The sequence below is a fragment of the Nocardia sp. NPDC004415 genome (genome assembly GCF_053602435.1).
The window spans coordinates 1-19547 of sequence record NZ_JBSGDP010000064.1 but is presented as its reverse complement, the minus strand read 5'-3'; the positions used below and the strand labels follow the sequence as shown (position 1 = coordinate 19547).

21 protein-coding genes and 1 riboswitch are annotated in these 19547 nt (G+C 68.8%); of the genes, 10 read left to right on the top strand and 11 right to left on the bottom strand.

Annotated elements, in window-relative coordinates; all coding sequences use genetic code 11:
* Positions 1-6: 6 nt before the first annotated feature.
* Positions 7-2439, top strand: coding sequence for a tetratricopeptide repeat protein (locus ACWEMY_RS24345; RefSeq protein WP_452391876.1), 2433 nt, complete (start codon positions 7-9; stop codon positions 2437-2439).
* A 16-nt stretch (positions 2440-2455) separates the two neighbouring features.
* Here ACWEMY_RS24345 and ACWEMY_RS24340 read toward each other — a convergent pair whose 3' ends face one another.
* Both ACWEMY_RS24340 and pta read right to left on the bottom strand, forming a co-directional pair.
* Positions 2456-3655, bottom strand: a complete 1200-nt coding sequence (locus tag ACWEMY_RS24340; RefSeq protein ID WP_452391875.1) for an acetate kinase — start codon at positions 3653-3655, stop codon at positions 2456-2458.
* The gene (gene pta, locus ACWEMY_RS24335) at positions 3652-5730 is read right to left on the bottom strand and encodes a phosphate acetyltransferase (RefSeq protein ID WP_375931065.1); all 2079 of its coding nucleotides are present in this window, start codon (positions 5728-5730) and stop codon (positions 3652-3654) included. Before pta ends, ACWEMY_RS24340 begins: the two co-directional genes overlap by 4 nt.
* 74 nt (positions 5731-5804) lie before the next feature.
* Between pta and ACWEMY_RS24330 the strand changes: the two genes are divergently transcribed.
* A complete protein-coding gene (locus ACWEMY_RS24330) occupies positions 5805-6311 on the top strand; it encodes a nitroreductase family deazaflavin-dependent oxidoreductase (protein WP_375931068.1) in 507 nt (168 codons plus the stop codon).
* Between the two features lie 40 nt (positions 6312-6351).
* Here ACWEMY_RS24330 and fgd read toward each other — a convergent pair whose 3' ends face one another.
* Positions 6352-7362 carry a glucose-6-phosphate dehydrogenase (coenzyme-F420) gene (gene fgd, locus ACWEMY_RS24325; RefSeq protein ID WP_452391874.1) on the bottom strand — a complete coding sequence of 337 codons (1011 nt, stop codon included), beginning with the start codon at positions 7360-7362 and terminating at the stop codon, positions 6352-6354.
* Between the two features lie 152 nt (positions 7363-7514).
* Between fgd and ACWEMY_RS24320 the strand changes: the two genes are divergently transcribed.
* The 4 genes from ACWEMY_RS24320 to ACWEMY_RS24305 all read left to right on the top strand — a co-directional run bounded on the left by ACWEMY_RS24320 (position 7515) and on the right by ACWEMY_RS24305 (position 10602).
* Positions 7515-8276: an HAD-IIA family hydrolase gene (locus ACWEMY_RS24320; protein ID WP_375935520.1), complete on the top strand. Its 762-nt coding sequence runs from the start codon at positions 7515-7517 to the stop codon at positions 8274-8276.
* Positions 8277-8354: 78 nt separating this feature from the next.
* On the top strand, positions 8355-9443 hold the full coding sequence (locus ACWEMY_RS24315; protein ID WP_375931074.1) for an LLM class flavin-dependent oxidoreductase: 1089 nt from the start codon (positions 8355-8357) through the stop codon (positions 9441-9443).
* Positions 9440-10057: an FMN reductase gene (locus tag ACWEMY_RS24310; protein ID WP_452391873.1), complete on the top strand. Its 618-nt coding sequence runs from the start codon at positions 9440-9442 to the stop codon at positions 10055-10057. The genes ACWEMY_RS24315 and ACWEMY_RS24310 overlap by 4 nt, the downstream gene beginning before the upstream one ends.
* The gene (locus tag ACWEMY_RS24305) at positions 10054-10602 is read left to right on the top strand and encodes a YceI family protein (RefSeq protein WP_375931079.1); all 549 of its coding nucleotides are present in this window, start codon (positions 10054-10056) and stop codon (positions 10600-10602) included. The genes ACWEMY_RS24310 and ACWEMY_RS24305 overlap by 4 nt, the downstream gene beginning before the upstream one ends.
* Positions 10603-10655: 53 nt before the next feature.
* Here the strand turns inward: ACWEMY_RS24305 and ACWEMY_RS24300 are convergent, their stop codons facing one another.
* The 3 genes from ACWEMY_RS24300 to ACWEMY_RS24290 all read right to left on the bottom strand — a co-directional run bounded on the left by ACWEMY_RS24300 (position 10656) and on the right by ACWEMY_RS24290 (position 12470).
* Positions 10656-11315, bottom strand: a complete 660-nt coding sequence (locus ACWEMY_RS24300) for a serine protease (RefSeq protein ID WP_452391872.1) — start codon at positions 11313-11315, stop codon at positions 10656-10658.
* Between the two features lie 88 nt (positions 11316-11403).
* A complete protein-coding gene (locus ACWEMY_RS24295) occupies positions 11404-11859 on the bottom strand; it encodes a MarR family winged helix-turn-helix transcriptional regulator (protein WP_452391871.1) in 456 nt (151 codons plus the stop codon).
* Positions 11856-12470, bottom strand: coding sequence for a DJ-1/PfpI family protein (locus ACWEMY_RS24290; protein WP_452391870.1), 615 nt, complete (start codon positions 12468-12470; stop codon positions 11856-11858). Before ACWEMY_RS24290 ends, ACWEMY_RS24295 begins: the two co-directional genes overlap by 4 nt.
* A gap of 104 nt (positions 12471-12574) precedes the next feature.
* Between ACWEMY_RS24290 and ACWEMY_RS24285 the strand changes: the two genes are divergently transcribed.
* Together ACWEMY_RS24285 and ACWEMY_RS24280 are read left to right on the top strand one after the other, a co-directional pair.
* Complete coding sequence (locus ACWEMY_RS24285) at positions 12575-12808, top strand: hypothetical protein (protein ID WP_375931090.1); 234 nt, start codon at positions 12575-12577, stop codon at positions 12806-12808.
* Between the two features lie 14 nt (positions 12809-12822).
* Entirely contained in the window at positions 12823-13920 is a 1098-nt protein-coding gene (locus ACWEMY_RS24280) for an SPFH domain-containing protein (protein ID WP_452391869.1), read from the top strand.
* Positions 13921-13936: 16 nt separating this feature from the next.
* Here the strand turns inward: ACWEMY_RS24280 and ACWEMY_RS24275 are convergent, their stop codons facing one another.
* Positions 13937-14467 carry an STM3941 family protein gene (locus ACWEMY_RS24275; protein WP_452391868.1) on the bottom strand — a complete coding sequence of 177 codons (531 nt, stop codon included), beginning with the start codon at positions 14465-14467 and terminating at the stop codon, positions 13937-13939.
* A gap of 89 nt (positions 14468-14556) precedes the next feature.
* Between ACWEMY_RS24275 and ACWEMY_RS24270 the strand changes: the two genes are divergently transcribed.
* Positions 14557-14868, top strand: a complete 312-nt coding sequence (locus tag ACWEMY_RS24270; protein WP_452391867.1) for a helix-turn-helix domain-containing protein — start codon at positions 14557-14559, stop codon at positions 14866-14868.
* A 94-nt stretch (positions 14869-14962) separates the two neighbouring features.
* Here the strand turns inward: ACWEMY_RS24270 and ACWEMY_RS24265 are convergent, their stop codons facing one another.
* The 4 genes from ACWEMY_RS24265 to ACWEMY_RS24250 all read right to left on the bottom strand — a co-directional run bounded on the left by ACWEMY_RS24265 (position 14963) and on the right by ACWEMY_RS24250 (position 17809).
* Positions 14963-15502 (bottom strand): hypothetical protein, encoded by a 540-nt coding sequence (locus ACWEMY_RS24265; RefSeq protein WP_452391866.1) that lies wholly within the window; start codon positions 15500-15502, stop codon positions 14963-14965.
* 30 nt (positions 15503-15532) lie between these two features.
* Positions 15533-16741: an O-succinylhomoserine sulfhydrylase gene (locus ACWEMY_RS24260; protein WP_452391865.1), complete on the bottom strand. Its 1209-nt coding sequence runs from the start codon at positions 16739-16741 to the stop codon at positions 15533-15535.
* A gap of 11 nt (positions 16742-16752) precedes the next feature.
* Positions 16753-17169 carry a rhodanese-like domain-containing protein gene (locus ACWEMY_RS24255; RefSeq protein ID WP_375931111.1) on the bottom strand — a complete coding sequence of 139 codons (417 nt, stop codon included), beginning with the start codon at positions 17167-17169 and terminating at the stop codon, positions 16753-16755.
* A 17-nt stretch (positions 17170-17186) separates the two neighbouring features.
* Positions 17187-17305, bottom strand: a riboswitch (SAM riboswitch).
* A gap of 45 nt (positions 17306-17350) precedes the next feature.
* A complete protein-coding gene (locus ACWEMY_RS24250; protein WP_452391864.1) occupies positions 17351-17809 on the bottom strand; it encodes an Rv0361 family membrane protein in 459 nt (152 codons plus the stop codon).
* Between the two features lie 162 nt (positions 17810-17971).
* On the opposite strand from ACWEMY_RS24250, the gene ACWEMY_RS24245 reads away from it, so the two are divergent.
* Positions 17972-19360 carry an FAD-dependent oxidoreductase gene (locus ACWEMY_RS24245; RefSeq protein WP_375931116.1) on the top strand — a complete coding sequence of 463 codons (1389 nt, stop codon included), beginning with the start codon at positions 17972-17974 and terminating at the stop codon, positions 19358-19360.
* Positions 19361-19547 lie beyond the last annotated feature (187 nt).

Below are 19547 nucleotides of genomic sequence, written 5' to 3'. Positions count from 1 at the left end.
TCGCCGATGAGTACGCAGGACGACCCCGCCGAACACACCCCCACCGAGCTGTCGCGGCGCGAACCGACCCAGCTCACCGAACGCCCCCGCCCCGGCACCCTGCCCGGCGGCTGGACGCTGCCGCCCGAGCCCGCCGAGTCACCCGACGAGCCGCCCGCCGACGACAAGACCCAGCCGCTGCCCAAGCTGCCCTCCCACGCCGTCACCGAGATCGCCGCCCGGCCCGCCCCGCCCGGCACCCAGGCGACGCCCGCCGCGACCCAGGGTTCCTGGGTGTCCGAACCGGTCGCCACCTCGCGTTCCGGGCGCAGTGTGCGCACCGCGCGCTCGCGCCCGACCCGGCGGCTGGGCGCCGGGCTGGTGCCGATCCCGACCGTCACCCCCGCCGATCCCCGCGATGCCGTGCTCGCCGATCCGGTGGTCTCGGAGGGCAGGCGGTTCTGCTGGCGCTGCGCGAACCCGGTGGGCCGGTCGACTCCCGCGCGGGCCGCCAGTTCCAGCGGTGTGTGCGGAACCTGCGGCGCCGCTTACGATTTCCGGCCGTCGCTGCACGAGGGCGATATGGTCGCCGGGCAGTACGAGATCCAGGGCTGTATCGCACACGGCGGGCTGGGCTGGATCTATCTGGCGATCGACCGCAATGTGAGCGACCGCTGGGTGGTGCTCAAGGGCCTGCTGCACGCCGGTGACGCCGAGGCGCAGGCGGTGGCCGTCGCCGAGCGGCAGTTCCTGGCCGAGGTGGCGCACCCGAGCATCGTCAAGATCCACAATTTCGTCGAGCACACCGCCCCGGACGGGTCGAGCATCGGCTACATCGTGATGGAGTACGTCGGCGGGCATTCGCTGCGCGACATCCTCGACGCCCGCCCGCGCGGGGAACAGATGCCGCTGGCCGAGGCCATCGCCTATGTGCTCGAGATCCTGCCCGCCCTCGACCACCTGCATTCGATCGGCCTGACCTACAACGATCTCAAGCCCGACAATGTGATGGTCACCGAGGACCAGGTGAAACTCATCGACCTCGGCGCGGTCGCCACCATCGAAGCCTACGGAAACCTGTACGGCACCAAGGGCTTCCAGGCACCGGAGATCGCGCGCACCGGACCCACACCCGCCTCCGACATCTACACCGTCGGCCGCACCCTGGCCGCGCTCACCCTGGATCTGCCCAGCGAACACGGCCGCTACCTCGACGGCATACCCGACCCCGCCGACGAACCGCTGCTGGCGCGCTACGAGTTCTTCCACCGGTTCCTGCTCACCGCCACCGAACTCGATCCGGCACAGCGCTTTCCGACGGCACGGGCGATGTCGGCACAGCTGGCGGGGGTGCTGCGCGAGATCCTCGCCTACGACACCGGCAGCGAACATCCCCAGCTGTCCACAGTCTTCAGTCCCCAGCGCACCAGCTTCGGCACCGAGGAGCTGATCAGCCAGACCGACGCCTACCTCGACGGCGTCGGCCGCTCCCCCCTGCTCGACTCCAGCACGGTGGTCGCCGCGCTGCCGATTCCGCTCATCGACCCCGCCGACCCGTCCGCACCGCTGCTGGCCGCCACCGCCAACCCGGAACCCGAACGCGTGCTCGAGGCCCTGCACGACGCCCGCGAACGCGCCGAGGCCGACCCCGACAACGCCCCCGACACGCTCGCGGGCGAACTGCTCTACGCTGAGGCGCGCGCCCGGCTCGAACTCGGCGAATCGGCCGCGGTCCTGCATCTGCTCGACCGGGCGCCGAACGAATCCGATTGGCGCACCGACTGGTTCACCGGCCTGGCCTGCCTGCTCGAACTCGACTACGAGGCCGCCTTCGGCTCCTTCGAGGCGGTGCTGCGGGTGCTGCCCGGCGAGATCGCGCCCAAGCTGGCACTGGCCGCCACCGCGGAACTGATTCTGCAGCACTGGGAATCGGACGCCCCCGAACAGTGGCGCTCGTTCGCCGAACGCTATTACGCCACTGTGTGGCGCACCGATCGCGCCGTGGTGAGCGCCGCCTTCGGCCTGGCCAGGCAGCTGGCCGTGGCGGGCCAGGTGGGCGAGGCGGTGCACGCGCTCGACGAGGTCCCCGCCGCGTCCCGGCATTTCACCACCGCCCAGACCACCGCGATCCTGTTGCTGCTCACCAGTTCCCCCGTCGCCGACCTCGACGAACAGGTGCTGCGCCTGGCCGCCTCCCGCGCCCAGTCCATCCCGCCCGGCGAGCACCGCGCCGTCCTCATGCGCACCCTCGTCCAGGGCACCGCCCTGGCCTGGCTGGGCGCGGGCAACACCCCGAAACGCAAGGACGCCAAACTCTTCGCCCGCCCCTTCGACGAACGCGACCTCCGCGAAGGCACCGAAAAGGGCCTGCGCACCCTGGCCCGCAACGCCCCCGACCGCACCCACCGCTACGCCCTGGTCGACCTCGCGAACTCCCTGCGCCCCAAGTCATGGTTCTGACCCGAGCCGCGTAACCCTATGCGCTGAGGGCGACTTCGTGGGCGGCGCGGGCGATGGCCAGTTCCTCATTGGTCGGGACTACGAGTACCGCGACCGGTGACGAGTCGGTCGAGATGCGGCGGACGCCCGGGGTGCGGGTTTCGTTGCGGGTGTGATCGAGCTGGATGCCCAGGTTCTGGAGGTCGGCTACGGCGGCGGCGCGGACGGCCGGGCTGTTCTCGCCGACACCCGCGGTGAAGACGATGGCGTCGACTGTGCCCAGCTCGACCAGGTAGGCGCCCAGGTAGCGGCGCAGGCGGTGGATGTAGACGTCGAAGGCCAGCTTTGCCTGGGCGTCGCCGTTGTCGATGAGTTGCTGGAGTTCGCGGAAGTCGTTGACGCCCGACAGGCCCTTGATCCCGGAATCGCGGTTGAGCAGTTGCTCGACGGCGGGCAGGTCCAGGCCGGCGGCGTGCATCAGGTGCGGCATGATGCCGGGGTCGAGGTCGCCGGGGCGGGTGCCCATGACCAGGCCCTCGAGCGGGGTCATGCCCATGGTGGTGTCGACCGCGACGCCGCCGCGCACGGCCGAGGCCGAGGCGCCGTTGCCGAGATGGAAGATGATCTGGTTGACCTCACCGGCCGGACGGCCGAGGAATTCGGCGGCCTTCTCCGAGACGTACTGGTGCGAGGTGCCGTGGAACCCGTAGCGGCGGACACCGTGCGCGGCGGCCAGTTTCGCGTCCAGCGCGTAGGTGCGGGCCGCCTCGGGCAGGGTGTGGAAGAACGCGGTGTCGAACACCGCCACCTCCGGAATGCCGGGCAGCAGTTCGCTGGTCGACTCGATGCCGACGGCATTGGCCGGATTGTGCAGCGGCGCGAGCCGGGACAGGTCGCGGATGGTGTCGAGCACCTCGTCGGTGATCAGCGTCGGGCGCCAGAACACCTCACCGCCGTGCACGACGCGGTGCCCGACCGCGCCGATCCCGGCGGTGGTCAGATCGATGCCGGTCTCGCGGAACATCTCGAACGCCTGGCGCAGCCCGGCACGATGATCCGCGATCGGGCCCTCGTGCACCAGTTTACGGTCACCGCACTCGTGCACCACCCGCCCGCCGTGCGCCTCACCGACCTTCTCGACCAGACCCGATGCCCGGACCTGGGCCGAATCCGCGTGCAGCAGCTGATATTTGATCGACGACGAGCCGCAGTTCAGGACAAGTACCAAGTCACTCACGCCGGATCCCCCTGCGCCTGGATGGCGGTGATCGCCACGGTGTTGACGATGTCGGCGACCAGCGCACCGCGCGAGAGATCGTTGACCGGCTTGCGCAGACCCTGCAGCACCGGGCCGATCGCCACCGCGCCCGCACTGCGCTGCACGGCCTTGTAGGTGTTGTTGCCGGTGTTGAGATCCGGGAACACGAACACCGTCGCCTTGCCCGCCACCGTGGAGTTCGGCAGCTTGGTGCTCGCGACGGCCGGTTCGATCGCGGCGTCGTACTGGATCGGGCCCTCCACCGGTAACTCCGGCGACCGCTCGCGCACGAATTCGGTGGCGGCACGGACCTTGTCGACATCGGCGCCGGTCCCCGAGGCACCGGTCGAATACGACAGCATGGCCACGCGCGGCTCGATCCCGAAGCGGGCGGCGGTCTCGGCCGAGGACACCGCGATATCGGCGAGCTGCTCGGAGGTCGGGTCGGGCACCACCGCGCAGTCGCCGTAGGCGAGCACCCGGTCGGCCAGGCACATCAGGAACACACTCGACACCGTGGACACACCCGGCACCGTCTTGATGATCTCGAAGGAGGGCCGGATGGTGTGCGCGGTGGTGTGCGCGGCACCGGAGACCATGCCGTCGGCGATGCCCTTGTAGACCATCATGGTGCCGAAATACGAGATGTCGGCCATGGTTTCGCGGGCCCGCTCGAGCGTCATGCCCTTGTGCTTGCGCAGTTCGGTGTATTCGGCGGCGAATTCGTCGAGGTAGCCGGAGGTGCGCGGGTCGAGTACCTGCGCGGCCTCGATGTCGACGCCGAGTTCGGCGGCGCGGGCGCGCACCGAGGTCTCGTCGCCGAGGATGGTCAGGTCGGCGATCTTGCGCTGGAGCACCCGGCCCGCCGCGCGCAGGATGCGGTCGTCGTCGCCCTCGGGCAGCACGATGCGCTTGCGGTCGGCGCGCGCGCGATCGATCAGCCGGTACTCGAACATCTGCGGGGTCACCACGTTCGAGGCGGGCACCTGGATGCGTTCGAGCAGGGCGGGCGCGTCGACGCGCTGTTCCATCAGGGCCAGCGCGGTATCGACCTTGAGCGGGCTGCCCGCCCACATCCGGCCGCGGGTGCGGTGCACGGCGCTGGCGGTGTCGTAGGTGCCGAGTTCGGTGGTGAGGATCGGCAGCTTGGGATGCAGGCCCTCCATCAGCCGGGCGATGGCCGGATGCGGCCGGATGCCACCGTTCATGATCACCCCGGCCAGCGACGGAAAGCCCGCCGCCTCATGGGCGTTCACGACGCTGAGCAGGACGTCGGAGCGGTCGCCCGGGGCGATCACCACCACGCCGTCGGACAGGCGCTCGAGGATGTGCTCGGCGGTCATGCCGCCGACCATGATCCGCAGGGCCTCGCGTTGCAGCAGTTCCGGGTCGCCGCTGTAGATCTCGCCGTCGATGGCCCCGCACAGCTCGCCCATGGTGGGTGCCATGAGCAGCGGCACCTCCGGCAGCGTCCAGGAGGGCACCTCGGAATCGGCCAGCGCGGCACCGATCTCGTCGATGTCGTCGGGCGCGCAGCGGTTGGCGACCACCGCCACCAGCTGGGCGTGCTCACCCGCCAGCTCACCGGAACACAGTTCCACCAGGTGCTTCACCTCGGCGGGCGTGCGCTCGGCGCCACGCACCACCAGCAGCACCGGTGCGCCGAGGTTCACCGCGATGCGGGCATTGAAGCGCAGTTCGCTGGGGCTGGCCACATCGGTGTAGTCGCTGCCGACGATGACGACCGCGTCGCACGCCTTGGCGACATCGTGGAAGCGCATCACGATCTCGCTGATCGCGGCGTCGGGGTCGCGGTGCACGTCCTCGTAGCTGACGCCGACGGCCTGTTCGTAGCCGATGTCGGCGGTGCTGTGCTCGAGCAGCAGTTCGAGGATGTAGTCGGTCTCGGCCGAGGAGCGGGTGATCGGGCGGAACACGCCGACCCGCGCGGTGGTCGCGCACAGCATCTGCAGCACGCCGAGCGCCACGGTGGATTTACCGGTGTCACCCTCCGGGGAAGCGATGTACACGGTGGACGGCGCATGTTCGACCATGCTGGCGAGCTTAGTTAATCGATGGCGATTCGGCCGGGCGGTGTGGTGTGTTCGACCGCGTTATAGTCCCGCCCATGACGACGTCCTTCCCGGATCGGCAGTGGGGATCGCGCAGCAGCGCCCTGTCCCGCGCGGCCAACCGCTTCGCCGCCACCAAGCCCGGATCCTGGGTGATCCGCACTCTGACCCCGCTGGACCGGGCCATCCTGGAACGCACCGACGCCAAGTACACCGTGCTCGGCCCGATCGGCGCCCCGGTGATCCTGCTGACCACCACCGGCCGCAAGTCCGGCGTCGCGCGCACCCAGCCGCTGCTCTACGTCCACGACGGCGACACCCTCTACGTGGTCGGCTCCAACTTCGGCCAAGCGCACCACCCCGCCTGGACCGCGAACCTGCTGGCCGACCCGTCGGCGACCGTCGCCATCGCCGGTGAACGCATTCCCGTCACCGCGACGCCGGTCCCCGACGCCGAGAAGGACGCCCTGTTCGCCCGCTTCGTCGAGGTCACCGGCGCGTACGCGGCCTACCGCGAGCGCACCACCCGCAACTTGCGCATGTTCGCCCTGCGCCGGGCCTGACCGCGCCGGTCCCGGAATCAGGGAACCGGCGCGGGAGGGGTCAGCCCAGTGCGCGCAGGCGGGGGGCCAGGTCGCGCTGGAACAGGTCGAGGAAGCGGAGCTGGTCGTGGCCGGGGGCGTGGAAGACCAGGTGGTTGAGGCCCGCGTCGAGGTAGGGCTTGATCTGGGCGACGGCCGCGTCGGGGTCGCTGGCCACGATCCAGCGCTTGGCGACCTGCTCGATGGGCAGCGCGTCGGCGGCGGCTTCCATCTCGATCGGGTCGGTGATGTCGTGCTTCTGCTCGGGCGTCAGCGACAGCGGGGCCCAGAAGCGCGTGTTCTGCAGGGCCAGTTCGGGATCGGTGTCGTAGGAGATCTTGATCTCGATCATCTTGTCGATCCCGGCGACATCGCGCTCGGCCTTGGCCGCGCCCTCGGCGACTGCGGGCAGCAGCTTCTCGGTGTAGAGGTCCATGCCCTTGCCGGAGGTGCAGATGAAACCGTCACCCGCGCGGCCCGCGTAGCGCGCGACGACCGGGCCGCCCGCGGCGATGTAGACGGGGATGCCGCCCTTGGGCACGTCGTAGATGGAGGCGCCGACGGTGTGGTAGTACTCGCCGTCGAAATCGACGCGGTCACCGGTCCACAGCGCGCGCATGAGCTGCACCGATTCGCGCAGCCGGGCGAAACGCTCCTTGAAATCGGGCCATTCGCCCTTGTAGCCGGTGGCGATCTCGTTGAGCGCCTCCCCGGTGCCGACACCGAGCATGACGCGTCCCGGGTAGAGGCAGCCGAAGGTGGCGAACGCCTGGGCGATCACCGCCGGGTTGTAGCGGAACGTAGGGGTGAGCACGGAGGTGCCGAGCATGATGCGCTCGGTGCGCTCGCCGGTGGCGGCCAGCCAGGCCAGGGAGAACGGTGCGTGCCCGCCCTCGTGCCGCCACGGCTGGAAGTGATCGCTCACGGTCGCGCTGTCGAGACCGTGTTCCTCGGCGGCCACCGCCAGCTCGACCAGCTCGCGCGGTCCGAACTGTTCCGCCGACGCCTTGTATCCGAGCTTGAGATCAACCATCTCAGCCACTCCTGTCTTCGCTTCGTCGCGCCCCTGCCGTCTCGACACTAACCAACACGCGTACCGACTGCCCGGTAGCACCGCGACCGGGTTTAGCGGATGATTAGCTGGTGACCGCCAAGGATGAGCAGATCTTGTCGTACCTGACCGACATGGACGGTGTGCTGGTCCACGAGGACCAGCTGATCCCCGGCGCCGACGAGTTCCTCGCCGAGCTGCGCGCCAACGAGATCCCGTTCCTGGTCCTCACCAACAACTCCATCCGCACCCCGCGCGACCTGCAGGCCAGGCTGCGCCAGACCGGCCTGGACATCCCCGAACAGTCCATCTGGACCTCCGCGCTGGCCACCGCCACCTTCCTCGACGAGCAGCGCCCCAACGGCACCGCCTACGTGGTCGGCGAATCCGGCCTCACCACCGCGCTGCACGAGATCGGCTACGTGCTCACCGATGTCGACCCCGACTACGTGGTGCTCGGCGAGACCCGCACCTACTCCTTCGAGGCCATCACCACCGCCATCCGCCTGGTCGACCGCGGCGCCAAGTTCATCGCCACCAATCCCGACGCCACCGGCCCCTCCCGCGACGGCGTCCTGCCCGCCACCGGCTCGGTCGCCGCGCTGATCACGCGGGCCACCGGCAAGGACCCCTACTACGTGGGCAAACCCAACCCGCTGATGATGCGCTCGGCCCTGCGCCGCATCGGCGCGCACTCACAGAGCACGGTCATGATCGGCGACCGGATGGACACCGATGTCATCGCCGGGCTCGAAGCCGGCCTGCGCACGGTCCTGGTCACCTCGGGCATCTCCACCAAGTCCTCGGTCGAGGCCTACCCCTTCCGCCCGACCATGGTGGTCGATTCGGTCGCCGACCTGGTCGGCCGCACCAGCAGGCCCTTCACCGACCTGTGAGCTAGCTCTCACCGGAATAAGTTTCCTCGTCCACTAGTTATAGTTGCCATGGCAACCAAAGCGAGCCGAGGAGGGCCAGTGCAGTTCGGAATCTTCACCGTGGGTGACGTGACCACCGATCCGACGACCGGCCGTACCCCCACCGAGGGCGAGCGGATCAAGGCGATGACGACCATCGCGCAGAAGGCCGAGGAGGTGGGCCTGGACGTGTTCGCCATGGGCGAGCACCACAACCCGCCCTTCGTGCCGTCCTCACCCACCACCATGCTCGGCTACATCGCGGGCCGCACCGACCGCATCCAGCTGTCGACCTCGACCACGCTGATCACCACCAACGACCCGGTCAAGATCGCCGAGGACTTCGCGACCCTGCAGCACCTGGCCGACGGCCGCGTCGACCTGATGCTCGGCCGCGGCAACACCGGCCCGGTCTACCCGTGGTTCGGCAAGGACATCCGCGACGGCATCCCCCTCGCCATCGAGAACTACGCCCTGCTGCACAAGCTGTGGCGCGAAGACGTGGTGACCTGGCAGGGCCGCTTCCGCACCCCGCTGCAATCGTTCACCGCTACCCCGCGCCCGCTCGACGAGGTCCCCCCGTTCGTGTGGCACGGCTCGATCCGCAGCCCGGAGATCGCCGAACAGGCCGCCTACTACGGTGACGGCTTCTTCGCCAACCACATCTTCTGGCCCACCGACCACTTCCAGCGGCTCATCGACCTGTACCGCCGCCGCTACGAGCACTACGGGCACGGCAGCGCCGACCAGGCGATCGTCGGGCTCGGCGGCCAGGTGTTCCTGCGCAAGAACTCCCAGGACGCCGTGCGCGAGTTCCGGCCGTACTTCGACAACGCGCCGGTCTACGGGCACGGGCCCTCGCTCGAGGAGTTCACCGAGCAGACCCCGCTGACCGTCGGCAGCCCGGAGCAGGTCATCGAGAAGACGCTCACCTTCCGCGAGAACTTCGGCGACTACCAGCGTCAACTGTTCCTCGTCGACCACGCGGGCCTGCCGCTGAAGACCGTGCTCGAACAGCTCGACCTGCTCGGCGAGGAAGTGATTCCCGTGCTGCGCAAGGAGTTCGCCGCCGGTCGCCCCGCGCACGTGCCCGACGCGCCGACCCACGCGTCGCTGTTGGCCGCCAAGGAAACGGAGGTCGCCGCATGACCGCACGTATCGCCGTGGTCTCGGCGGGGCTGTCACAGCCCTCCTCGACCCGGCTGCTCGCCGAGCGGCTCGCCGCCGCGACGGCTCGGGGCCACGAAGTCGAACTCGACTTCGTCGACCTGCGTGAACACGCCCGCGACCTGGCCGACAACCTCGTCGCCGGGTTCGCCTCCCCCAGTCTGCGCACCACCATCGACCGGGTCGTCACCGCCGACGGCCTGATCGCGGTGACACCGATCTTCAACGCCTCCTACAGCGGCCTGTTCAAGACGTTCTTCGACGTGCTCGAACCGGAGTCGCTGGTCGGGATGCCGGTGTTGATCGGTGCCACCGGTGGCACCGAACGGCATTCGCTCGCACTGGAACACGCGCTGCGACCGCTGTTCGCCTATCTGCGCTCGGTCGTCGTCCCGACCGCCGTCTACGCGGCGTCCACGGATTGGGGCGACGGCGCGGGCGACGGCCTGGACCGCCGAATCGACCGTGCCGCCGAGGAATTCACCGAACTCCTGGCCGGACGATCGCGCACCCGCACCGTCGACCCCTACGCCGAAACCACCCCCTTCGAAGATCTGCTAGCCGGAAACCTCACCCCCACAAGGAGTTCCCTATGACCACCGCACTCGCCAACGGCCTCACCGCGGGCACCTGGACCATCGACGCCAGCCACTCCACCGTCGGCTTCTCCGTCCGCCACCTCATGGTGAGCAAGGTCCGCGGCCGCTTCACCGATTTCGACGGCGCGCTCGTCATCGGCGAGGACGGCTCCGCCTCCGCGCACGCCGAGATCCGCGTCGACTCGCTGACCACCGACAACGCCCAGCGCGACGGCCACCTGCGCACCGCCGACTTCTTCCACGCCGAGCAGTTCCCGGTGATGACCTTCAAGTCCACCGGATTCCGCGGCGAGGGCAGCGATTTCGTCGTCGACGGTGAGTTCACCGTGCGCGGCAACACCAAGCCGGTCTCGCTCGAGGTCGAGTTCCTCGGCGTGAACCCGGGCATGGGCAATGGCCCGGTCGCCGGCTTCGAGGCCAAGACCGTGGTCTCGCGTCGCGAGTTCGGTCTCGACATCGACATGCCGCTGCCCGACGGCGGCACGGTGATCGGCGACAAGATCACCCTCACCCTCGAGATCGAGGTAGCGCTGCAGAGCTGATCCTCGACACGACGAAGCCCCTCGGTGACGAGGGGCTTCGTCGTTGTCCGGGGTCAGATCGGCCGGAAACCCGCGCCGAGGTCACCGCGGCCGTCGATGTCGGCGAGGATCGCGGTGATGTTCATGCCCACCTCCGGGCCCAGGCAGGGCACGTAGACATACCCGTTGACCATCCCGACCAGCGTGGAGCCCACCACCACCGGGCCACCGGAATCACCGGAGACCACACAGATCTGGGTGAGCGTGGCGATCCCGGATTCCAGCGGGTCACCGTAGGCGAGTCCGCAGGTCTGCGCGGTGCTGCGGCCTTCCTTGCAGGCGATGTCCGGGAACTGCGCCGGGCCGCCGACGCCGGTGATGGTCGTATTGCCCACCCGGTTCACCGGCACCACCACGGCCGGATCGAAGGTGATCACCGAGTAGTCCATGGCCTCGCTGCGGTAGCCGACCGTGCCGACGGTGCCCGCCTCGGCATTCGTCTCGGCGACGATGCTCGCCCCCTCCGGCCCGCAGTGCGCCGCGGTGAGCCCGACCAACCGGCCCGCGGCGTCGTGCCCGATCGTGGTGAGGGTGCAGGTCGCGCCGTCGACGAGGATGCCGGAACCGCCACCGAGCACCGCCGGGTCCGCGGCGTGCGCGGTGCCGATCGGGCCCGCGGTGAGCGCTCCGAGGACGGCCAGAACCGCGGCTGCCGCCGCGAGTGTCTTCGACATGTTCGATCCGATCCGTAGCTGAGGTTTCCCGGGCGAAGAGGACTGTTCGATCACGTGCCTGGGACCATAGCAAGGATGCATCAGCGCCTCAGCCGCGGTCCGATCCGTCGATGATCGTGTCGAGTGCCGCGCTGAGCCGGGTGAGGGTGGCGACGGTGGCGGCGAACTCCGCCGGGCCGAGTACCGCGGCGAGGCGCTCGGCCATGGCCGCGTGCTGCGGGCCGATCCGTTCGATGGCGGCCAGCCCCGCTTCGGTGATCGCGACGAGCTTGGCCCGCTTGTGCGCCGGATTGGGCCGGTACTCGCAAATGCCCTCGGCCACCAGCAGATCCGCCACCCGCTGCACGCTCTGCCGGGTGATGCCCATCGCGCGCGCGATCCCGGCGACCGGCAGCGGTTGCTGCTGCACCGCCGCCATCACCTGCCACCAGGCCACCGAGATGCCCGCCGGTGCGGCCAATCCGTCACCGATGGTGAGGAATTGGCCGTTGAGCCGGTAGACGGTGAGCGCGGCGCCGTCGAGCAGTTCCTGTTCGGGCGTCACTGTCCGGCCAGCGCGGCGTAGGCGGAGGCGTCCTTGTGCGCGAACAGCTGGAACCAGGCGTCGAGGACCGGCGGCTCGTAGAGGTCGAGGCGGGCGAAGATCTCGCGCGCGAATTCGAACGGGGACATGGCATTCGCGGTGATCACGTCGCCGTCGGTGACCGCCGGTGCGTCGACATAGTGCGGCGCGCCCGAATAGCCGGTCTCGGCAAGGGTTCCCGGGTCGTTACTGGTGTGCGCGCGGGTGTCGAGCAGTCCGATCCGTGCCAGACCGATGGTGGCGCCGCAGATTCCGGCGACCGGGACACCCGCCTCGACGAAGCGTTTCGCCGTCTCCGCGAAGGGATTCAGCGCGTCACCGGACCACAGTTCGGCGCCCGGCAGGATCAGCATGGCGCTGTCGGCGGGGTCGAGCTCGGCCAGGGCGAGGTCGGGAGTGACGCGGAAGCGGCCCATGGTGGTGACCGGTTCGGCGGTGAGCCCGACGGTGCGCACCTCGAAGACACCGGGCTCGCGATGCCAGGAGGTGTCGGCGATATTCGCCAGGGCGGCGCCCGCCTCCCAGTCGGCGAGGGTGTCGTAGACCGCGGCGTGGACTGTTTTCTTCGTCATGACAGTATGCTGTCATGTTTGACAGGATGCTGTCAATAAGAATTTTGCAACCCTCTTTTCGTAAGCTCACCGCATTCGGTGCGAGACAAGGAGGTTCAGCCGAGATGACCGACCCCGTGCAGGGCATGACGGGCACCATCACGTCATCGATCCGTGCGGCGGGCGCGCTCGGCGAGGTCCTGATCGCGATCCGTGGCGGGACCGAGCTCTACCTGGCACGGGCCGAGGAGCCGATCGAGGCGGGCGCCACGGTGCTGATCGTCGCGGTCCATCCGGGGCGCGTCGTCGACGTGGTCAGCTGGATTCCCCTCGCACCGCAACCGCCGCAGGACAATTGAGAGAAGGGGCTCGCATGCTGGGCTATCACGTTCCCGATCCCGACGAGGCCATGCTGGTCAGCGGTGCCAAGAGCAAGGACAACGCGCCGTTCAAGGTGGTCATCGGGCGCGGCACCTGGGTGGTTCCGCTGTTCCGCAAGGTGCGCTACCTGTCGCTGGCGATGTTCGAATCCGAGATCCGCGAGCGGTGCGTCACCAAGCAGGCCATCCAGCTCGACGTGCGCGCGGTGATCGCGTTCAAGGTCGCCAACGACACCCCGTCCATCGTCAACGCGGCCCAGCGCTTCCTGTCCGAGCAGGAGCAGGAGATGTCGGTGCTGACCGGGCGCATCTTCTCCGGTCACCTGCGCTCGATCGTCGGCTCGATGACCGTCGAGGAGATCATCCGCGAACGCCAGAAGCTGGCCGACGAGGTACTGCTGGCCTCCAAGGTGGAGATGAGCAATATCGGCCTGTGGGTCGACTCGTTCCAGATCCAGTCCATCGACGACGGCGACCTCGGCTACATCAACGCCCTGGCCGCCCCGCACAACGCGGCCGTGCAGCGCGACGCCCAGATCGCCCAGGCCCAGGCCGCCCAGCGCTCCGCCGAGGCCGAACAGGAATCGCTGCGCCGCCAGGCCGAATACGAGCGCGAGACCTCCATCCTCAAGGCGCAGTACCAGCGCGATATCGACAAGGCGCGCGCCGAAGCCGCCCAGGCGGGCCCGCTCGCCGACGCCATCGCCCGCCAGGAAGTGCTCACCGCCCAGGCCGAACAGGCCCGCAAGAACGCCGAACTGCGCGAGCAGGAACTCCAGGCCGAGGTCGTCAAACCCGCCCTGGCCGAAGCCGAGCGCGTCCGCATCCTCGCCGAGGCCGAAGCCGACCGCACCCGCATCCAGGCCGACGCCGCCGCCTCCAACAACCGCATCGCCCTCGACCAGCTGCTCATCGAACAACTCCCCGAAATCGTCAAACAGGCCTCCACCGGCCTCGCCAACGCCAACCTCACCGTCCTCAACGGCCCCGACGGCGTCGGCGAACTGGTCAACGGCATGGTCGGCCAGGGGTTGACGGTCTTCAACTCCTTGCAGAAGGCGCTGTCGAACGGGGAGGTCGACAAGGCCTGATCCGTGGGGCCGATCGCTACCGGCGGTCGGCCCCACGACGATGGACGGTCATCGTATGTAGCACCTGCTCGATCGGAGCGCCGAGCATGGCTTCCTTCAGGTTGACATGGCCGTATCCGAGCCTGCCATTGACCTTGGACACCCATCGCGTCCACCGAGCACTACGCACGTAGAAATCCTCCGGATCCCGCAGACCGATCTGCAGGACACGTGTCCTGGACAGCGCCGAGGCGCCAGTGCCCCGGATGCGTACGGAGGCAACCTCGTCCCATCGGACAGCTCCGTATCGCCGATGGTCGAGACCGTCGTCGGTCAACACCAATTCCGGTCCGCGCCTGAGCAATCGGTCGACACAGGACACGCAGGCACCGGCCAGCACCGCGATGCAGACCGCGATCGCGACAAGTATCGACGGCGGTGTTCGGCCGGAGAATGCTATCGCGATACCTACCCCCACGAACGCGAGCGATGCCGCGATCATCAGCACGAGGCGCGGAACTGATGGGTGATAGACCGTGGCGGGTCGCGAGGCTGCCCCAATATTCATGGCGGCAGTCTAGTTTCGTACGTAGTGCTCGACAGGATGATTCCCATCGCCGACCGCGTTGTCGATGAACACCTTGGAGGACTGGGCTGATGGAACTGTTCGAGAGCAATCGGTCTCGGCATCCGGATGCTGGACACGACGCGGCTCGCGTCGCGGCCTTGCGGAAGAAGATGCGTTCCGTGGAGCGGGCGTATCGGCTCGCCGAACTCCGGAAAGCCAAGCAACTCAATCAGACCGAGCTCGGCGACCGGATCGGGATCGGCCAGCGGACGGTGTCGAAGATCGAACACGGTGAGATCGAACGGTCGCGGCTCGAGACGATCCGCAAGTACGTCGAGGGGCTCGGCGGCGAAGTCGAAGTGGTGGCGCGATTCGGCGACAAGGCGTACACCATCGCCTGAGGGGCGCGACTATGGTGATCACCGATTGGGGTGAGGAGGCGTTCGTCGGGCTGTCCAACGAGGAGGGCCAGCGGTTCTTCGGTGGCTGGGCGCGTCAGTCGATGACGAGGTTCGGGCGGTAGTGGCGGAAGGCGGCCAGGATCTGGTGGGCGGAGGCATCCAGGACCGGTGGGCTCAAGTTGAGGTGCCCGGACTTGACGCCCATCCTCACCTTGGACAGCAGCCGGGCCCGCGGCGGAACCTGGGCGTAGTAGGACGCTGGGTCGTGTAACCAGACGTGGATCCACTCCGCCTTGGATCCGCCGGAGAGGCTCTGGACAGCGAACTCCACACGGGCGACCTCGTTCCATCCGACCCACACACCGTGCCGGTCCATCAGTCCTTCCGCGGTCAGGACGAGTTCGGGCCGGGGTCGAACCAGCCGGGTCGCGGCATAGCCGCCGCCGAGGATTGAGAACGGGACCGTCACCACGGCCGCGACCAGCGGTACCAGAGGGACGTCGTGGGTTCCGGTGAACTCTACCCAGACGGCACAGGCACCGGCGCACCCCATGAGCACCGCCACCACGATTATCGCCCACAGATACAACGGCGCCGGTTGGAAAACCGTCGCGGGCTTCCCCCCGACATACATGGGCGAAGTGTAATTCGTTACTCGCCCAAGCTAACTCAAAGCGTGGTCGAGGTCGGTGAGGAGATCCTCGATGTCTTCGAGGCCGACCGAGATGCGGACCACGCCGTCGGAGAGGCCGATGGAGGCTCGGCCTTCGGGGCCCATGGCTCGGTGGGTGGTGGTGGCGGGGTGGGTGATGAGGGTTTTGGCGTCGCCGAGGTTGTTGGAGATGTCGATGACGCGCAGGCGGTTGAGGACCTCGAAGGCGCGCTTCTTGCCGTTGTCGCCGGCGAGTTCGAAGGTGACGACGGTGCCGCCGCCGGACATCTGCTCGGTGGCCAGCGCGTGCTGGGGGTGGGATTCCAGGAAGGGGTACTTGACCCAGTTCACGGACTTGTTCGTCTCCAAGAACCGGGCGACCTTCAACGCGGAATCGGTGGACTGGCGCACGCGCAGCGGCATGGTCTCCAGGCCCTTGAGCAGGGTCCAGGCGTTGAACGGGCTCAGGGCGGGGCCGGTGTGGCGCATCAGGTTCTTGACGGGGCCGTCGATGTAGTCCTGGGCGCCGAGGATGGCGCCGCCGAGGACGCGGCCCTGGCCGTCGATGTGCTTGGTGCCGGAGTAGACGACCACGTCGGCGCCGAGTTCGAAACCGCGCTGCAGCAGCGGGGTGGCGAAGACGTTGTCCAGCACCACCTTCGCGCCCGCGGCGTGGGCCAGCTCGGTGACCTTGCGGACGTCGACGAGGGTCTGCATCGGGTTGGCGGGGGTCTCGAAGAACACGGCCTGGGTGGGCACCGAGAGGGCCTGCTCCCACTGCTCGAGGTCGTCACCGTCGACGAAGACGGTCTCGATGCCCCAGCGCGGCAGGATCTCGTTGCACACCACGAAACAGGAACCGAACAGGCTGCGCGCGGCGACGAGCCGGTCGCCGGCCTTCAGCAGCGCGCCCAGCGCGGTGAACACCGCGGACATGCCGGAAGCGGTCGCGAACGCGGCTTCGGCGCCGTCGAGCAGGCGGATGCGCTCCTCGAACATGGCCACGGTCGGGTTGCCGTAGCGGGAGTAGACGAAGTGCTCGACCTCGCCGGTGAACGCGGCCTCGGCGGCCTCGGCGCTCTCGTAGACGAAACCGGAGGTCAGGTACAGCGCCTCGGAGGTCTCCTCGAAACCGGAGCGGCGCAGCCCGCCGCGGACCCCGAGGGTGGCGGGGCCGACGCCCTCGGGCAGTGGCTTGTCGAACGAACCACCGGTGATCATGCGTTCTCTCCTTATGCCTGGCGCCACGGCAGGCCGACCGCGCGCCAGCCCACGCTGCCACGCCGGCCGAACGCGTCGGGTCCGCCCTCGAAACCGTCCAGCACGTTGTAGGACGGGGCGATGCCCGCCGCGGTCGCCACGGTCGCCGCGCCGATGGAGCGCTGCCCGGAGCGACACAGGAACACCACGGGCGCGTCGTCGGGGCGGCCGGCCAGCGCCTGCTCGAGCTGGGCGCCGAATTCCGGATTGCGCGCGCCGGTGCCGTCGACCCACTCGATGAAGTGGGCCGGGCGCTCGATGGAGCTGGTGTCGGGGATGCCGATCTGCGCCCACTCGCCTTCGGTGCGCACGTCGACCAGCACCGCGCCGGGATGCTCGGTCAGGATCTCCCACGCCTTCTCAGGGGTGATGTCGCCGGCGTAAGTCATGTCGAACCTCCTGCGTGAATCCGCTCTTGCCGTGCCGGAACTCCGGGACACACGGCCAGGTCGTCACCCGGAGCACCCCACCGCGGAGGAGGGTTGCCGGCCAGCGAGCCGGGGCTTGGCGCTGGCACTCATGACCTTGCGATCTGAGATTGCCCCGGCACTGGTCACCGTGTCAAACAGGTCAGGGTGCGCACACCAGCCAGGTGCCCTCGACCCTGGTCAGGTTCCAGGTGCTGGTGGCGGGCGTGTCGCCGATCAGCACGGTGGCGTCGATCTTGGCGCGATCACCGTTGACGGTCGCGTTCGCGAAGCCCTTCTTGTCGATCGTCACCGCCGATTTCGGGCCGCCGAGCCGCTCGGTGAGGCCGGATTTCTCCTCGTCGAAGCCTGGGCAGGCGACGCCGGGCGGCGGACGCAGCTCGCTGCGTGAGCGCGCGTCGATATAGTTGGTGACGGCGGCCGCGAACCGGTCGGCCTCTGTGACATTTTTCTCAGCGGGCGCGAGCAAGCCGCCCAGCACGATCCCGATGAGCACCAGGACCGCGATGACCGCGGCCGCGACGAACGGGACGACCGATCGTTTGTCGGTCTGATCCACCACGATGGGCTGCTCGTCCGAGCCGGTTCGCTCCTCGTTCATGGTGCAATCCTGACAGACCGGGCGCGGGCAACCGCACCGCGCGCCGGGTGGCCACGACAGCGCGGATAGAATCGGCGGAATGCTGCCAGCAGCCGGACTGTCAACTTAGCCTAAGCTAAATTGACGCCGTCAATAGTTTTCGACCAAAGGGTGCGCGTAGAAATGACCGAACAGAGTGCAGCGACTCGCCCACTTCGCATCGCGATCGTCGGTGCCGGCCCGGCCGGTATCTACGCCGCCGACGCGTTGATGAAGTCCGATGCCGAGGTGTCGATCGACCTCTACGAGCGCATGCCCGCGCCGTTCGGCCTGATCCGCTACGGCGTCGCCCCCGACCACCCGCGCATCAAGGGCATCATCACCGCCCTGCACAAGGTGCTCGACAAGGAGCAGGTGCGCCTGCTCGGCAACATCGACTACGGCACCGACATCAACCTCGACGACCTGCGTCAGTTCTACGACGCGGTGATCTTCTCCACCGGCGCCAACGCCGACCGCGCGCTGCCCATCCCCGGCATCGACCTGGACGGCTCCTACGGCGCCGCGGACTTCGTGTCCTGGTACGACGGCCACCCGGACGTGCCGCGCAGCTGGCCGCTGGACGCCGAGAAGGTCGCCGTCCTCGGTGTCGGCAACGTGGCCCTGGACGTGGCCCGCGTGCTGGCCAAGACCGGTGACGAGCTGCTGCCGACCGAGATCCCGCCGAACGTCTACAAGGGCCTCAAGGCCAACAAGGCCGTCGAGGTGCACGTGTTCGGCCGCCGCGGCCCCGCGCAGGCCAAGTTCACCCCGCTCGAGCTGCGCGAACTCGACCACTCGCCGACGATCGAGGTCATCGTCGATCCCGAGGACATCGACTACGACGAGGGCTCGGAGGCGGCTCGCCGCAACTCCAAGCAGGTCGACATGGTCGCCAACACCCTCGAGCAGTGGGCGATCCGCGACCAGGGCGACCGCCCGCACAAGCTGTTCCTGCACTTCTTCGAGTCGCCCGCCGAGATCATCGGCGAGAACGGCCAGGTCGTCGGTCTCAAGACCGAGCGCACCCAGCTCGACGGCACCGGCAACGTCAAGGGCACCGGCGAGTTCAAGCAGTGGGACGTGCAGGCGATCTATCGCGCGGTGGGTTACCTGTCGCAGAACGTCACCCAGCTGCCCTTCGACGACCAGGCGGGCACCGTGCCCAACGAGGCCGGGCGCGTGCTCGTCGACGAGGCCGCCGAGGGTTCGGCCCGTTTCATGCCCGCCACCTACGTGACCGGCTGGATCAAGCGCGGCCCGGTCGGCCTGATCGGCCACACCAAGGGTGACGCCAACGAGACCATCGCCTGCCTGCTCGACGACGCCAAGGACTTCACCCCCGCGGCCAAGCCGGAGCTCGACGCGGTGACCGAGTTCCTGGAGAGCAAGGGCATCCCGTTCACCACCTGGGCAGGCTGGTACCGCCTCGACGCCCACGAGCGCGCCCTGGGCGAGCCCGAGGGCCGCGAGCGCGTGAAGGTCGTCGAGCGCGAGGACATGCTGCGCGCCTCGGAGCCCAACAAGGTCTAGGCACGACGGACGGCCGCGCTGACCGCGCTACCGGCACCGCACATCCCGACCTCGAGGAGGGATCGCCGACGAAGTCGGCGGTTCGCGGCCGTCCCGTCGCGAGAGCGCGCGGGGGGGGTCGCCGCACGGGCAACACAACGGGAGGGGAGGTAGCGGGCCCCGCGGGGGGGGACGCGGGGGCGGCCCG